The following is a 16,374-nucleotide window of genomic DNA, read 5'->3' on the forward strand; positions in this document are numbered from 1 at the left end:
ACTTCATCATTTCCACTCGTTCATTTACTTATCATTCCTGCAGCAATTTTAGCAAACTCTTCATTCGACAAAGGGTCCTTCAAGTCATCCGTGATGGTGTACAATACATGTCCATTCGTGTCCAGCCACGTTAATTTGCGATTATAGGTTGCACCTGGACCCGATTCAGGTGATGACAGGAGCATCTCCATTCCGTCTACCATCAGCTTCTCGGCTTTTCCAGACATAACCTGAACCGTAGAATCCCCGGGCTTGGAAAAGGCAATGATTCTGATCTCATAATCTCCTTTGCGATAGCGAATCATCGACGATGCCCCTTTCGTCGGAGGAATCAATTTGTAGAATAACGCTTGCTTGTCTGTAGATTTCTCAGCCATTGCCTTCAGTTCTGCAAGCAGATGTTCATATTCAGGAGTTCCCGGAAAAGGTTCAGGTTTGGCCTGAATGCTGCCAGTGTCAAACAAATAGCCTTCTGGCATATAGGTTGGCTCTCGCAATTGGGGCGTATCCGTGGTTTGCATTTCTTTGGCAAATTCCTCATAACTGCGGTGCGTATTCGGGACATATAGGAAATGAACCGGGTTCAGCGTCTCAGCCGCCTGTATTTGTTTGTCCTTCACATAATAGGCAGCCATTTCGCCAGGTTTCATTTTCTTCTTCAGCTTATCTTCATACTTGCTTAATAAATTCGCGTAGTAATTCGCGTAAGGATTGGATTGCTGTGCAATCGAAGTGATGACGATCTTGCCTTCATGGTTTCTAATTTCAATGAACCTGGTGCCCGAATACACGGTAATGGATGAGAGCAGGATCACAACGCAAAATGAGGCGATAAGAGCCATCCTCCGCCGAGTACCTAAACGCAGTTCCGATTTCCTTCCCTCGTATTGATGGACTCTGCGCATCACAGCGGAAGTTACGTCGATTTGATCATGATTGTCTATGCGTTCCATGTTTCTCAGAGCTTCATCTTGACCAGACTCTCCTTTGTATTGCATCCTTTCTCACCTTCCTTCTCTGCGATCAGCCGGATTACTTTTTGTTTTAATCGCGTATACTTTTTCTTCACCGCATCCGTGCTTTTTCCAAGAATGTCGGCGATCTCGGCAAAGGGTTCTTCTTCAAAAACTCTTAGAATCAGAATACTTCTCTCTTCCACCGATAGCCTGGACAAGGCATATTCAAGCGGTGGACTGAACCATTGGCGGTCCAGATTCTGCTCAGCGCTTTCGGTGAACGTTGCGGGTTTAAAGAGTCGATATACTCGATCACGGATATGGCGCTTACGAAGCATATTAAGACAGTGATGATAAGCAATCTTATACAACCACGATGAGAACGTCGCCCTTGATTCATACAAATCAAGCTTCGTGTACGCTTTGAATAGAATATCTTGCACGGCGTCTTGCGCATCTTGTTTACATCCGAGCATACGGCAGCAGTATACATATATTTGTTGTTGGTATATTTCTACGATTGGTCGAAAAGATTCCCCATCGCCTGCTTTCACCCGACTGACGTATTCCTCTGTTGATTCCAACGCAGAGCTCACCCCCGATTCTCTATTTATCCGTTATAACCCTTCTGGTTGCCAAAAAGGGACATATGTATTTTGTGATTTGATGTTTTTTTGAATAATGGTTATAGGATACTTCTAGTAAGGTGGACTTTCGAGCAAAAATGGAACAAAACAAGCTGCCTTCAAGGGCAGCCGTTTTATGGTGAAAGTGCTTATGATGAGGAACTTAACCCTGCGAATACATTATCGACCAAAACTTGGTAGGCTGCAATCTTACGAATGCGAAAATAGCCCGGATTCAAAGCACTAGAAGACCACATCAACATATTCTGATTGTAAAACCATAGTATTAAGGAAATGATAGTCTACTAAACTATCGGCAGTGTTGGGCTCTTTATCGTCTAAGGCTGCCGAATGTATTGTACGCAACAAAGACCCAGGGTTGCATATTCACCGCCCTGAGTCTTTGTTTCAAAATGTCTAAGTTTTTTTAAAACGTTTACTTAAAAGGTTGCATTATCTGGATTGCGCGAGATCTAAGGAATAACCTTCCACACATTATTCCCGGTCGGAATCTCGCCCTGCGTCCACCACTTGGCTTCGTAGTTGACGCCGTTATAAGACACCTTGTTGCCTCCCACATAGACGGTGGTCGCGCTCCAGGCTGGATAGGTGGTGGTGGTGCCGCCGGTCGTCTTGACCGACAATGCGGCAGAGGCAGGCGATGAATGACCCGAAGAATCAATGGCTACCACGGTATAATTATAGGTGGTACCGCTTGACAATCCCGTCTGGGTATACGAGGTTGCGGTTGACGTGCCGACCGATACATTATTGCGGTAAATTTGATAGCTTACGGCTCCTGTCACAGAAGACCAGTTCAAGGAAACGCTGTTGTCGGTTACCGCTGAAGCGATCAGATTCAATGGAGCCGGAAGCGGGCTGCCGCCGCCAAAATCGACATCGGCTACGCTGATGTAAGCCGTAGGCGCTCCGGAGACTTCCCAGATTGCCAGGATGACTTGATAACCGGTTCTTTCGGGAACATTGCAATTTATCGTATGATAGTTCGTAGGGCTTGATCCATTAAGATCTTCTTGGCAAAACGGGGTCAGATCAAAGGAATCTCTCGTCAGAGGAGCATTCGGGTTCCAGTTTTGCTTGGTAATGAAATATTTGAATGTCGTCGTCGCGTGTGCGGCATTCAATTGCCAGCTGAAAGCCTGAGGACCTGCCTTCATAGGCACCTTGCTCCAGCGGGTCGAGCTTTGCTCATCGAGTTTGGGGAATGTATTGCTTGCACTTGCAATATGTCCATCGGCAGGTCCACCGTTAGGAAAGCCTTTGGGAGCTTCTGCGCTCTGCGGCTCGTAGGAAGCCCCTCCACAATCCGTATTCACTTGGTTTTTGCATAAGAGTGCCCGGCTGGCAGGGGAATCCAAATACCCGTGAGCCGAGCTTTTGCCAGGGAACAACACCATCACTAGAACGACCAGGATCAGCAAACCGCCTGCGAAAGCCAGCTTTCTTAACACTCCATGGTTCGGTAAGCTCAAAATCATCATTTCATTCCTCCTTGAATTTGGTCTTCAGTCACAATTGAACTTATCTTTACCTGTATGAAACAAACACCACCTCCCTTAAAATTCAAGCCGGCTAGAAACTCAAGCTTGCAAGTCACACAACTGAATTCTTAATTTATGGATGCATTTACATATTATGTTATTTGTTGTCATCTAACAATGATAAATATCAAATATAGAAGATACATTCTAACGATTTCATCCCGAATTGACGAGAAGGCTTATCCCCTTTTTGAACTGCAAGAGTCTCAAAAACCTGGATGCTGATATTTCAGGCTTATTGCCTCATTGGAGGTTGTTTGTTTGATTGCTAAAAAGCCCCCGTAGAACCCCCGGCCTCTGCATGCAACGCATTCACAGTTCCGATGATTCTTCCGGGGGCTTATTTTCAGCCTTCGAGAAGTGTAATCAGTTTTTGCATGAGAACGGGCTCTTCGTCACGGAATTGGTTGAAACGAAGCCGCAGCCGTTCAAACATTTCCGGATCTGCGCGGATTTGATGACGAATGTACTGATCCCGCAGCTTTAACGCCCTCTTGGTCAGATCTTTGTAGCCTTCCACAAGCTCTTCGTCGTACGGGATAATCCCTTCATCCACCAGATATTCGATCCGCTCGCCCATCATTTTTTTATGCTCCCACAGGACATGGAGATGCCTTACATCGTTGCGGGAGCCCAGCCGGGGGTCGTTATCCTGGACGGCATCATAGTACATTTGCAAATAGTCATATACCCTGACTCCGAAAGCCTCATTCTCATCGGGATTGTAATTGATCCGGTTTAAGCGGGTCTCCCCGTTCAGGTAATCGCGCAGCTGGTCAATTACGGCCCTTTTATCAAAAGGATAGGGCGAATGCGGTTCGTATTTGTAAAAATACGTATGGTGATCAGCCTCACGGTTTTCCTGTAAAAGCTGTCTCATGGACAGGATGGCATCCGTGAACTCCTGAAATGAGATCTCCAAATTACGGTATACACCTGTAGAGTCGAACATGGAAGCATAGAAAACACGTTCGTTCCAATCAAAACCGTACAGAAAAAGATGATGAGGGAACGGTTCTTTCTGATAGGAGGCCGCTGGCGATAGCCTGGACTCATCCAAAAAAACGATGCAATAATAGCTGCGGCGGATCTGATCCGCAAAAAATTGGGGCCAGGACTCCAGGGACAAACTCTCCAGAATCGTATAATTGACGGAGCAGGTAAGAAGAAACGGATTGTTGAAATTCAGTTCATTCGGTTTGCCGCGAAAAAAATCCACATAGCACTGTCTGCCGTCCTCCAGAAACTTTTTGGTGCATGACAATTGAATAAAATTACTGTAATACCAAGGTACCGTTTCCTTGTGAGCGCTGGTGATCGAGAGTGTGTAGGCCCAACGTAAAAAGCTTTTAAGTGGGGGATTCAACACCGGTAGCTGAACGGCATTCATCTGGTTTCCTCCCTTCTGACGAGTAATCCGGAAGTGTGACCGGCAGAGTTCCAGCAGGCTCTGTCATGCCCATGAGAGCACGGGATAGAGCCTGCAGAGTGTGCGGATGAGGCTCGTAACACGCCAGGAAGCCCCCGATCTCCGGAAATGGAGCTAGATCGACGGGATTCCGCAGAGAGACCGGAATGACCTTGCCTCCTCCCGCGAGCAACCTGCGAAGTAGAGCCGGCTGCCCAGGATTCGAGGCTGTATTGAAAATTCCTACCACAATCTGCTCATATGCTCCCGCTTCAGCCGCCAAGGCTGAAATCTCCTCCGGCATCGGACTCGATTCGTACACGATCTCCATTACCTCCGCCGAAACGAAAGGACTCAAATAGCTGCCGAGGGTACCCTCATATGCCGGCTCGTCCTCGGATTTACAGGCGGCCGTGATCCGCGGCCAGAGGACGAGCGTGCTGACATCCGCAGACAACCGGCAAAAATCCGTTTCACGGTTGACGACGGTTATGCTTTTCTCACGCAGAAGCTCAATCATCCGAAGCGTCTGCGGATTTTCAAGCAAGGTCCGCGCCTCTTCCCAATTCCCTTCCCGCATCTCTACGTTATAACGCGTCTTGAGACGAAGAATTCGCTCCACGGAAGCATCGATCCTCTCTTCCGACAAACGTCCGTCCGTCACGGCATGTTCCAGGGCAGCCACCGCTTCCAGCTGGCTTTCGTACGTATGGCTGACGAGGAGCAGGTCCGCTCCGGCCAGTACAGCCCGGACAACCGCTTCGCCCACGCCGATTCCCTGCGTCGCGGCGTCCATCTCCATGCAGTCAGTTACGATAAGCCCGTCGAAATCCAGCTCTTCCCGCAACAGACCCGTTAGTATTTCCCGGGAAAGCGTGGCCGGAACCGGCACGCCTCCGCTAATCAGCGGGATCCCGACGTGAGCCGTCATGACGGCTTCAGCCCCGACCCGCGCTGCTTGCCGGAACGGCACGAGCTCCACGGACCGCAGGCGTTCAAGGGAATGTCTCACAACCGGAAGCTCTGCGTGGGAATCCGTCTCCGTGTCGCCATGCCCGGGGAAATGCTTGATGACGGAGGCGATTCCTCCGTCCTGAAAGCCATGCATGGCGGCGATCCCAAGCTCAGCGACAAGCATGGCATCGTCCCCGAATGAACGGACGTCAATGATCGGATTTCGCGGATTGACGTTGATGTCTACCACAGGCGCGAAATTCATATTGATGCCAAGCAACTTCAGCTCCTCGGCCATTCCCTTGGCGGCTTCGTAGAGCAGCACGGGATCACGAGCCGCTCCCAGGGCCATCGCTGCCGGCAGCTGCGAAATCCCCTGTCTTACCCGAACGACCATACCTCCCTCCTGATCCGTTCCGATCCACAGCGGTATGCCAGTTGTTGCCGAAGCCATCCGCTGGAGTTCCTGCGTTAATTCCAGCGCCTGCCTGGGGTTGTCCAGATTTCGAGAAAAAAGCACAACACCCCCGATGTCATGGTTATGCAGAAGGTCATTGATGTTCTTATCCGGAATAAGCCCCTCGAAGCCGACCATCAGAAGCTGGCCTATTTTTTCCTTCAGCGTAAGCTCTCTACACATTCTCATTCGTTATCCCCCTCGGCCGTTACAATTTCGTCCAATCGAACATCACTCCCATATAATCGGATTTATGTCCGATGAGCCGGGAGTAAACAGATACCGCTTCGAGCGGGCTTGCTTCTTCGCTAATGAGACTCGTGACGTCCAGTTTTCCCCGGCCAATCGAATCGAAGATGAAATCGTTCATATCCGCTTCCGTCCAGCCTTTAAAACCTTCCATCATACGGCCGTGAATGCCCAGGATGCTGACTGAATTAAAAACGACCTTGGGCCCGATCGTCTGCTTGGAGGGCTCCGTAGAATCACCCAACAGAATGACTTTGCCCATGTCCCGGGTCAGTTGAGTACAGTAAGGCAAGACGTTGTAGGACCCCGTCACATCGTATATCGTGTCAAGCATTTTGCCTTCGGTAAGTGCTTCAATTGCTCCGAATGCTTCGGCCACCGGTAGATTCAGCAGATCAGTCGCCCCGTTTCGGCGGGATTCCTCCAAACGGAAGCTTTCCGGACCAATCGCGATAATCTGGCGCGTACCGCTCGCATTCAGGTACTGAATGACGAGCTGGCCGATAAGGCCCAACCCGACGACGCCAACTCTTTCTCCGAATGCGGGCTCAGCCCGCAGAACACCCAGCAGCGCAACCTTGGCAATTTGCGTAAATATTGCCTCTTCATCACGGATCGAATCAGGGATAAGCGCCGCTTCCCTTTCATCCACGAGGAAGTACTGACGGTGTCCGGCAGGACAGATGATCCTGTCTCCGGCCTTAATGCCCTCTACCCCGCTTCCGGTCGCGATCACTTGCGCCGCCATGGAATAGCCGGGGTAAAATGGGTACTGAACCCAAGATGACCAGACCGTTCCCTCGTCGAAACACCCCTTCAGACAAGCAAGCTCCGTTCCGGTACTTATCAGTGACTTTTGGGCTGCGCATAATAGTTGTCCCGGTCCAGGCTCGGGTACCGGCTCTTCAATGAGCTCGATCCGATCCGGTCCCTGAAAGACGCAATTTAACGAGATGCGGCCTTGGGTTGTCGCAATGTTTGGCATGCATTGGCACTTCCTTTTCTCAGAGTAGGATACAAACCTTAATATTCTTCATTGCCTTCTGCTTCTGCAAAAAAATCTTAGCTGCTCGCGCTGCTGTATCCCTTCACGGCATGTTTCCAGAGCAACCGTACTGCCGCAAACAGCAAAAGCGAACCGGCCAGAGCCAATCCCGCATAGAGCCAACTGAGATGCCCAAGCAGAAACATGGGGCCGAAGTTGGTTATCAGGAACAAAGGAATAACAAATGTACCGATCCGACGGACCCAGGCCGGGTAAATAGCCATGGGGAAATTATTGGCATCCCAGACGGAATTGGCAATCTCCGACACCGAGCTCGTCTGGACGAACCAAAATGATAGCAGCGCCGGAATAATCATCAGGCAGTACGTAATGACAACAGAGACGATCAGCAGCAGGACGAATCCCGCAAGTTGCAGGAACGTAAGCGGAATGTCCATAGCGTGCCATCCGATTCCAATCATGGCGAATCCGACCAGAATATCGGGGATCGGCAGAGCCAGATCGACATAACGCAAAGAAGCCATGAATTGGAGGGATACCGGCTTTGTCAGCATTAGATCAAGCGAGCCGTCTTTGATATACTCAGGAATCTTCGTGAAATTGGTAAAAAACAGGCCCACATATATTCCCGTTGCCACGGTATGCATGCCAATGAATAGAAGCAGCCCTTCGGGCGGAACGCCGTCGACGTGAAGGTCGGTGCGGAAAACGACGAGCACATACAAAAGCTTGGCAAACAGGTATACGGATTCGACAAGCAGACTCATCATAAAATTGCCTCGGAACTCCATCTGGGCGATAAGGCAGTTTTTGATGAAAATGCCGTACAGCCGCATGTATTTCCTCGCGATTTTAAACATACGGATCGTCCCTCACCCCCCAACCGCCGAATATTTCTTCATGGCGATACGCCATGTCAGACGGGAGAGCCAGAGGAACAGCAATATCCACCCGCACTGGATCAACAGGCCTTGATACATCGCTGCCGCCTGCGTTTTGCCGCTGAGGACATTGACCGGAAAATAAATCGTATACGGAAACGGAGTATACTGAAGCCCCTTCACAACCGTTTCCCCGAAAATTTCCAGAGGAAACATGCCACCACTCAAAATATTGATAAGCAGACTGGTAATCAGGAAGAAGTATGAGATCTCATGCAGATAGAATGCGCTCGCGCAAATGCAGTAAGCGATCAGGAAATTGAGCAGCAGCGCCCCCCACAGCGTGATAGCGAACAAGATCAAACGCACGGCCTGAAGCTCAAGCAAGTCGCCCGCGGACGCAAACCATATTATCCCGGCGAGCAGCAAGGCCGTAATCCCGTAATAAATCGCCTTTTGACCGAAAAAGGATATCAGGCGATAACTGAAATAGCTTACCGGCTTGATCAAATATTTGTTGAGACCGCCGTTTTTGATATCGTCCGCAATCTGGTGCTCGAACTGGGTAGCAATCAGCTTGGAGACCAGCCCGGCTAGAATCGTATACAAAATAATTTGACCGTACGAATACGAGAACAGCGCGGTCTGGCCGGAATTCCGGTACACCGCCGTCCAGATGAAATACTGCACAAGAATCGGAAACGCGGCCCCGAGAAGGCTCAGAAAGAAGTGAAACCGGTATTCCATCGAATGCTGGACGCCCATCGAAAAAACTGCCGAATACAATCTGCGTCTGTTCATACGGCCGATTCCTTACGATAGAGCATCGAAATGCCTTCCTCGATCGGCACGTCCTCAATCGTCCAGTCAACGATCGGAAATGAATCAAGCACGACGCGCGACACTTCCTTCAAACGATACTTAGGCAGCTCCAGAACAGCGTTATAGCCGTCTGTGCTGACAATTTTCCCGAATTTGGCCAACATCTGCTCGGCAACGGGTTCGGAGAACTGCAGCCTTATAATTTTCTGTTCGCCGAACAAATCATTAATTTTGTGAAGATCCCCGTCGTACAGAAGACTTCCTTGGTTAATAATAATCGTCCGCTTGCACAAGTCTTCCACATCCTTCATGTAGTGGCTCGTCAGCAGGATCGTCGCTCCAAACTGCTCATTATAATATTTCAGAAACTCCCTGACCTTCTTCTGAGAAGGAAAATCGAGGCCAATCGTCGGCTCATCGAGATATAGCAGCCGTGGCTGGTGAATCAGAGCGGCAATCAGCTCCATTTTCATTCGTTCACCCAAGGACAGCCGGCGCACCTGCACGTTCAGAAGATCCTGTACATCGAGCATTTCAGAAAGTTCGGCCAGATTTCGGCGGTAGAGATCATCATCCACGTCATAAATGCATTTATTCAAATAAATCGACTCGCTTGCGGGAAGATCCCACCAAAGCTGGTTTTTCTGACCCATTACAATTGAGAAAAGTCGCTTGAATTCATTCTTCCTCTCCCAAGGGACATACCCAAGCACATTGGCCTCCCCGCTGGTGGGATACAGAATGCCCGATAGCATTTTGAGCGTCGTAGTCTTCCCTGCCCCGTTAGGCCCGAGAAATCCGACGCACTCGCCGGGGCCGATGTCGAAGGAAACGGACTTAACCGCTTCCCTCAGCAACGACTTACGGGCGAACAAGTTTTTCAGCGAATTCCTCAGACCCGCTTCTTTCCGGTAATACACAAACGATTTGTGCAGCTCCCGCACACGGATAAAGTCCATTCCCGCTCCTCCTGAACGATTGCATGTTTTGCCTGATTGGGCGGCATAAAGCATAAAAGTTAAAACGCTTAAATTCCATTATTGTAAAGAAGCACGCATTTCGAGCAAATCGGCATCAGGCCGCAGGCCAGAACCTCACGCTGTTTCCGGAGGTCTTCGCCGTGAAAAACATCCGCCATGCTTTCTTCGTATAAATTACCGACGCTGAATTCCGGGAAAAATTTGCACGGATTCACTTTGCCGTCCGGCATCACATCCATCCGATTTGAGATCGAAAAGCACTTCGTCCGCTTCATGGCCGGCTTCTCGCTGCCGCGGATAAAATCTTCTACCTCATCGGGCTCCAGTGCAGGCTGATAACGGATGCGTACATTCCATACACGGGAATTGACGCGTTTAAGCTCCTCGATTAATGTGTCAAAATTATCTGGTGAGATGTGGAATGTGAAGGAATGCCAGCTGTTCTTGTGACCTTCCGCAAAGCGGGAGGCCAAGTGCGGGTAATGAGCATCGAAGTAGGTATCCATTTTCTCTGCCGTATCGTTCGGGATATACCAGGGGAAGCAGAAGTAGACGGAATCGACGCCCATCTCTTCGAAAAATTCCATAAAACTATAGAGTTTGCCGACCATTTGGTCGTTCACCGTCAAGGCCACGGACACCTTGCCTTTATACAGGCCCTGCTTTTGCAAATCCAGCAGAAGTTGAATGGCGTGGACCACTCTCTTAAACGTACCTTTGCCCCGAATGGCGTCGTTCTCCTCCTCGAAACCTTCCAGACTGACCAGCATGACCAGATTTTCCGACATCTTCAAGATGGAGTCCAGCTTCCGCTCGATCAGAATCGCATTGGTACAAATGGTCGTATATCGATCTTCTTTGGCCAGTAGCTCCGCAAGCTCATCGAACTTGGTGTAGAACAGCGGCTCCCCGCCCCACAAGAACACGCGCGATTTGCGTTCTCTCGTTTCGGCCAGAAGCTTCTCCACGACGGAGATTTCGATTTCGTCTTTCTTCTCTTGTTTGTCAAAACCATGATGAAATCCGTCAGCATTCCATTCGAAACAGTGCGTACAGCGCAAGTTGCAGCCGTTATTGAGCTTAATCCCGATTTCATAAGGTACCGGGGCTGCGTACGTCGGGTCTTCTTGGCGCTTTCTCCCCGTTTCCGATAGCTGAACCAAGGTTCTTTTCATATTGCTAAATGTCAGTTGATCAAATGTAACTGCTGTTTTCGGCTGCATAAGTTTTCCTCCCAAAATGGTTGATTTTAGATCGGTGCTCCACCAGACGCTTGCACATTTCCTCCAGCAGATCGTCCGAATAGTTCCCGGTTTTCCATTCCGTAAAACGAATCCCGAAACCGCAAGCTTCCCAATAATTTGAATTATGTAACTCATGATCGCCGAACGGCTCCAGCATGATAAATGGGATTCCAAATGACAGCGAGTCGTTCAACGTCGCTCCTCCCGGCTTGCTGATAATTGCTGCGCAGTTTCGCATCAGATACATGTAAGCGGAGTAATCCCCGAGCGGATACTCCCTGAGCACACCATCTGTACGGACATACCGGATCATCGGCGGGAACGTGTGCCTTCCCAGCGCGTCGCGGCTCCACGGATCCCAGCTTATTTGCGTTCCGAAGTAGCGCGTTATTCCGTCATCTTCATCTACCTCGGAGGGATCATATACGATGACATCAAGACCTCGGCCAAGCAGGCGCAGCTCCGAGATGGTTGCGGCATACGTACCGATCCCCCAGCCGCCGCCATGGATCAGAATGCGTCCGGTTCGCTCCCCGTAAGGCAGTGGCTCCACTTCGTCCGAAGCGATATAACTGCCAGGGGACAGCTGAGAGGGCTCGTAGAACCAGACATTGTTATAGCCGGGGTATAGCTCTTTGTGTACTTTGAATGACGGCGTATCCCATGCATCCAACCGGATGAGCCGAATGTCCAGTAGTCTGCCGGCAGCTGCCTTATAGCGCTCAAGGATCGGCAGCCAAAAGCCGGTAAACACGGCAAAGCGCGAAATACCGGCTTGTTTCCAGGCGTCCAGCAGCCTTTGTACCGATTCCTCGTCCAGGGCAGCGTCTATGGGCTTCGCCAGCTTGTGCCCCATACGGGCTACAGCAAAATTCGCATGGAATGCTTTTTTAGTGGAACGGATTTTATTGCGCACTTCTTCCTGATACACGTTCTCCAGAACTTGAACGTCCGTTTCAATACCCTTGGTTTGCAGGTACGTGTGCAGATGCATAGCTGGAATGTAAGCGCCGAGCGAATTCCCCGACGCAAGCAAGATAACCGAAGATGAATGCATGCGCAGCCCCCGTGTTCCAGATTTAGTTGTACACCTTAACCGACAAGTCAGCGAGCACCTGCCGCAGCCTTTCGACCAGTTCACTGCGATGCCCGTCGTCACGGCCGACTACCGATACGTACAGCCTTCCCTTCGGCATGCCCCGTTTGTTCAGTGTGCCCGCGGCAATCCGGCGACGGGTCAGTATCTCGTTTACCATGACGGTATTAGATGAGAGAGGAACGATTCCGCACCCGCCGGGGGCCGTCAACAGAATCCCTGATACGCGCAGAGCGTGCAACAGCCTCCCGAATGCGAAGCCTTCCGGAAGTCCGAGGGACAAGAACGTCAGCCAACCTGTGAGGCCGTACGTTTCCCAGCTTTTATCGAGATAAGCATTAATGAGTCCCATGGATTTCCGTGCATTAATCTCCACAATAGGGACGATGCTCCCATCCTTCAAGATCATGGAGTCGAAACAGACAAAACCGTGATATCCGTCTTCCGCCAGTAACCGGAGCGCTTTATCCATCACACTGAAGTAGCCGGCACCCTCGATCTGCTGGATAAAAGCTTCATCCGCCGTGACCGACCCGCCATAATTTTGTTGGTGGTTAATCATGCGCTGTACGGAAATGAAATCCGTCTCGCCGTTCTCTCGGATGAACCATTGTGAACTGAAGTCGGTCTCTTTCGGCAGCAATGGCTCCAACAGGAATTGCGAGCGCAGTCCGCTGCCCTCCTGCTTATGCAGGTGCTCCACTATTCTTCGCTGCAATCCTTCCGTCTCGATAAGCAGATTGCCCTTGCCTGAAACACCGAAGGGATCCTTCAGCAAATATGCCCCCCGCTTCAAAAGCACATTTCCGGCTGCCTCCACCTCCGCCGCACTGCTTGCCTCCGTGCCGTAGCACCTCTCTCCGATTTGAGCCAGGAGCCGGTTGGAATACAGCTTGGAGTTGACGCGTACAACCGTCTCAAGCTCAGGCAATGGGCTGAAAGGTCCTGCCGTGTGCAAGTAAGCTTCCGTATCCGCCGTAATCGCGTACGGAGATAGCGCGCCGGTAAACACCGATGATTCATCCTGAGATTGTTGTGATCCTGCGGTAGTATTCACCCCTGAGTCGGATTCACGCAGGTCTGGGCCATCAGGATATCCTGAGACCGCTGCCCGCATGACACTATTTTTTACAGGGACTTGAAGCCGGGCCTGCTGGGCTGCGAGTTTGAACATGCACTGCTTGAATTCATCCAGTCCGGGCAGAGGCTGATTATCATCGTTCAAATCATAGTGGTAGCGGGTCTCAAAAGAGAAGCCTAGCCCGTTTAGGTACTCGTGTATCTCCGGGTCCATCCTGCAGCGAGTATATAGAACATCGCCCGGCCCGCAGAACGGAAATAGCAACTCGTCCATACATAGGACAATGGATTCACGGTCCTTATCGGGCATTGCGGGCAGGCGCGCAAGATCAAGATCCCTCCAGCGCGTTTCCGGATCGAAGGAGCCCATTACGATTTTTGGAGTTACTCCGGCTTCATGACTTGACATCTTCGTATAGCAGCTGCTCCCGCGGCTGGCAGCTTTTCAGAAAATCCATAAACGTGTTGATCGACTGGAGATGCTCATAATCAAATTCGTCATAGTCAATGACTACGTTCAATTGTTCTTCAACTTTGAGCATAAACTGGATCATTTGCAGGGAATCGAGGCCGATATCGTTGTTCAGATGTGTTTCGGGGGACAGGGATTGGCGGAGTTCGGGTTGATCTTCATTGATCGCACATAAAATGTCTACGATTTTTTCGTACATAACTACACTCCTTTAAAGGGTTAATGTATGAGGGTAAAACCAAATCCTTACGTATAAAATCCATGAACTAACGGCTTAACTCTTCCCTCCTTTTACCATTGTTACAATTATTATCCTCAAACCGTTAAAATCTGTCAATTGTTATTAATTTAATAACTAATAGAAAAAATATGAAAATTTTGCGACAAGTACAATACATAAATCTCTCGATTCTATTTATCTAAACGCCGAGAGTCTTAATGCACACCACCAAGTTCTTGTATAGATTCTTCTAACGTTTTAACATTCTCTTGGTTTGATAAAGCTTGTTCTGTCCATTCCACAAAATGTAATTCTATAAAATAACTCGCTATTCGCTTCTAAGATAGCATCAGGTTTACTAGGGATGAATCCGTGCTGTGAAATTCAGTATCCGGCAAGAACCGTCATTGCTCCTCATTGAAAGCAAAAAGACGAGCCATCGTCTTCGGCTCGTCTTTCATTTCACATTGCCCCGTCAATTAATCCCGTTATAATAAGCATTCTGTGGATAAGCACAGCTGTTTCGGCGCGAGTCAGCGGCTGCTGCGGACGCAGCTTGTTACCGTAGCCTTCCATAAAGTTAGCCCCGATTGCGGCTTTAATGGCTTCACTGGCCCAACTTCCGATCTGATCACGGTCAGCGAAAACGGACAGATCTGCCGCGTGATTTCGCGATGACACTTCTTCCACGATTATACATCTGACAACAAAGAAGCGGAAGCCATTACATGTCATTGATTTGTCATGAATCATAGGCCATCTTGATCTGCTCATTCTATTGCTTTAAATATAATTTTGAGTGAGGACCGTGTTACAGCTCTAGGTTTAAATAAGACCAGAGACAGAGTCAATCAACCCGCAACAAAACTCTCTAAGAAATGATTCATTTTCCAACAACAACAAAAATATGATAAAATACAGTAATTATTTATTGTAAATCAATAAACCATGTAATAAATTCAAAATTGACAATTCATTTGTGAGGTGCTTTTTATGAAACGTGAAACACTCTTTTTAAAAATCGCTCTTTTTCTTATGGGTATTCCGATTCTGGCTTTGTGTATATTTGTGCTGCCCAGTATAGGTAAAGAAGCAGCAGAACTTTTTCCAAAGTTGGCTTATTTGCAATATCCATCATTAATAGCCGTGTATGTAACAGCGATCGCATATTTCGCAGCATTGTATCAGGCATTTAAACTTTTGAGCTATATTGACAAGAACCAGGCTTTTTCAGAATTATCTGTAAGAGCTTTAAAGAATATAAAATTCTGTGCAATCACAATCAGCATCTTTTACGTGGCATTCTTGCCTCTTTTATATCTCATGGCAGAGATCGACGATGCCCCAGGCATCATAGTACTCGGATTGGTCATTATTTTGGCTTCACTTGTAATCGCAGTCTTTGCTGCTGTCCTTCAAAAGCTATTAAAAAACGCCATAGAAATAAAATCAGAAAATGACTTAACGGTCTGAGGTGAAAAACAATGGCAATAATCATCAATATTGACGTGATGTTGGCTAAACGAAAAATGAGTGTAACCGAACTTTCGGAGAGGGTTGGAATAACGATGGCTAACCTTTCTATCTTGAAAAATGGAAAGGCAAAAGCAATTAGGCTGACTACGTTAGAGGCCATTTGCAAAGCCTTAGAATGTCAGCCCGGAGATATTTTAGAATATCAAATTGACGAAGATACTCTAGATTAAATGCAGAACTCGCAGTTTATTGAGAGCAATCTCTTTATACAACAAGACGCATTCAATATGAATGCGTCTTTGTACTTCTCTAATAAGAGGGTGTCCCTCTTAGGCTAATTCTCTAATTCTTTCGTTAAGTACAATGCCATATCATGATCTATTACAACCGTTTCTCCGCATTCAACATAATGCTCTCCCTTATATATACCTTGACCATCTGGGACATAGCCACGTTTGATATATAGAATTTGAGCATTGCCGTAATCAGAAAATACGCCCACTCCGATTCCGGCAACGGATGATCTTTCGCTAATGATTTCTTCGGCCCGATCCATCAATGCCGAGCCAATTCCCATTCTCCTATACTTCAATAACACGTTAAAGTCACTAACCTCCGGGATATTTTTCTCTCTAAAACCAGGATAATGCGACTTCCAAATTACATTGACATATCCGGCAAATTGTCCATTTACCTCGGCAATCAATGTGACTCTGTCTCCGTTAGTCTGCTCTATAATGTATCTCTCATAAAGAGTAATAGGTTTGTCCCAACCCTGTTCTTTAAAAGCATCCGAAATCATTTTCGGATCATGATCTGCTATGCGTCGAATGGATATGTTCATAATTAACCCCACTTTCTTTACTGTGTGAAAATGCCCTCATC

At 48.6% G+C, this 16,374-nt stretch carries 17 protein-coding genes; 2 read left to right on the forward strand and 15 right to left on the reverse strand.

The features are described 5' to 3' along the window. Positions 1–20 precede the first annotated feature (20 nt). The 14 genes from GRF59_RS06850 to GRF59_RS06915 all read right to left on the reverse strand — a co-directional run bounded on the left by GRF59_RS06850 (position 21) and on the right by GRF59_RS06915 (position 14,703). Complete coding sequence (locus tag GRF59_RS06850) at positions 21–998, reverse strand: hypothetical protein (protein WP_160496855.1); 978 nt, start codon at positions 996–998, stop codon at positions 21–23. Further along, positions 959–1,540, reverse strand: coding sequence for an RNA polymerase sigma factor (locus GRF59_RS06855; protein ID WP_160496856.1), 582 nt, complete (start codon positions 1,538–1,540; stop codon positions 959–961). The genes GRF59_RS06850 and GRF59_RS06855 overlap by 40 nt, the downstream gene beginning before the upstream one ends. A 515-nt stretch (positions 1,541–2,055) precedes the next feature. Continuing rightward, positions 2,056–3,081, reverse strand: a complete 1,026-nt coding sequence (locus GRF59_RS06860) for a lytic polysaccharide monooxygenase (protein WP_202128503.1) — start codon at positions 3,079–3,081, stop codon at positions 2,056–2,058. Positions 3,082–3,490: 409 nt separating this feature from the next. After that, positions 3,491–4,534 (reverse strand): hypothetical protein, encoded by a 1,044-nt coding sequence (locus tag GRF59_RS06865; protein WP_160496858.1) that lies wholly within the window; start codon positions 4,532–4,534, stop codon positions 3,491–3,493. Then, positions 4,494–6,152, reverse strand: coding sequence for a beta-N-acetylhexosaminidase (nagZ, locus tag GRF59_RS06870; RefSeq protein WP_160496859.1), 1,659 nt, complete (start codon positions 6,150–6,152; stop codon positions 4,494–4,496). The genes GRF59_RS06865 and nagZ overlap by 41 nt, the downstream gene beginning before the upstream one ends. Before the next feature lie 19 nt (positions 6,153–6,171). Continuing rightward, positions 6,172–7,197 (reverse strand): zinc-dependent alcohol dehydrogenase, encoded by a 1,026-nt coding sequence (locus tag GRF59_RS06875; protein WP_160496860.1) that lies wholly within the window; start codon positions 7,195–7,197, stop codon positions 6,172–6,174. Positions 7,198–7,274: 77 nt separating this feature from the next. Then, positions 7,275–8,078, reverse strand: coding sequence for an ABC transporter permease (locus tag GRF59_RS06880; protein ID WP_160496861.1), 804 nt, complete (start codon positions 8,076–8,078; stop codon positions 7,275–7,277). Between the two features lie 12 nt (positions 8,079–8,090). After that, complete coding sequence (locus GRF59_RS06885; protein ID WP_160496862.1) at positions 8,091–8,900, reverse strand: ABC transporter permease; 810 nt, start codon at positions 8,898–8,900, stop codon at positions 8,091–8,093. Then, a complete protein-coding gene (locus GRF59_RS06890; protein ID WP_160496863.1) occupies positions 8,897–9,880 on the reverse strand; it encodes an ABC transporter ATP-binding protein in 984 nt (327 codons plus the stop codon). The genes GRF59_RS06885 and GRF59_RS06890 overlap by 4 nt, the downstream gene beginning before the upstream one ends. Positions 9,881–9,948: 68 nt before the next feature. Continuing rightward, the gene (locus GRF59_RS06895; RefSeq protein WP_160496864.1) at positions 9,949–11,124 is read right to left on the reverse strand and encodes a radical SAM protein; all 1,176 of its coding nucleotides are present in this window, start codon (positions 11,122–11,124) and stop codon (positions 9,949–9,951) included. After that, positions 11,096–12,202, reverse strand: a complete 1,107-nt coding sequence (locus GRF59_RS06900; RefSeq protein ID WP_160496865.1) for a glycosyltransferase family protein — start codon at positions 12,200–12,202, stop codon at positions 11,096–11,098. The genes GRF59_RS06895 and GRF59_RS06900 overlap by 29 nt, the downstream gene beginning before the upstream one ends. 22 nt (positions 12,203–12,224) lie before the next feature. Next, positions 12,225–13,730 (reverse strand): hypothetical protein, encoded by a 1,506-nt coding sequence (locus GRF59_RS06905; RefSeq protein ID WP_160496866.1) that lies wholly within the window; start codon positions 13,728–13,730, stop codon positions 12,225–12,227. Further along, a complete protein-coding gene (locus GRF59_RS06910) occupies positions 13,717–13,992 on the reverse strand; it encodes an acyl carrier protein (protein ID WP_160496867.1) in 276 nt (91 codons plus the stop codon). The genes GRF59_RS06905 and GRF59_RS06910 overlap by 14 nt, the downstream gene beginning before the upstream one ends. A 483-nt stretch (positions 13,993–14,475) precedes the next feature. After that, entirely contained in the window at positions 14,476–14,703 is a 228-nt protein-coding gene (locus GRF59_RS06915) for an S-layer homology domain-containing protein (RefSeq protein WP_160496868.1), read from the reverse strand. A 303-nt stretch (positions 14,704–15,006) separates the two neighbouring features. Here GRF59_RS06915 and GRF59_RS06920 point away from each other — a divergent pair, with 303 nt between their 5' ends. After that, positions 15,007–15,486: a DUF2975 domain-containing protein gene (locus GRF59_RS06920; protein ID WP_160496869.1), complete on the forward strand. Its 480-nt coding sequence runs from the start codon at positions 15,007–15,009 to the stop codon at positions 15,484–15,486. A gap of 11 nt (positions 15,487–15,497) precedes the next feature. Further along, a complete protein-coding gene (locus tag GRF59_RS06925) occupies positions 15,498–15,719 on the forward strand; it encodes a helix-turn-helix domain-containing protein (RefSeq protein ID WP_160496870.1) in 222 nt (73 codons plus the stop codon). A 104-nt stretch (positions 15,720–15,823) separates the two neighbouring features. On the opposite strand, the gene GRF59_RS06930 is transcribed toward GRF59_RS06925, so the two are convergent. Beyond that, positions 15,824–16,345, reverse strand: a complete 522-nt coding sequence (locus GRF59_RS06930) for a GNAT family N-acetyltransferase (RefSeq protein ID WP_341480027.1) — start codon at positions 16,343–16,345, stop codon at positions 15,824–15,826. Positions 16,346–16,374: the final 29 nt, after the last annotated feature.

The organism is Paenibacillus dendrobii (genome assembly GCF_009807035.1).
Lineage (GTDB): Bacteria > Bacillota > Bacilli > Paenibacillales > Paenibacillaceae > Paenibacillus_AQ > Paenibacillus_AQ dendrobii.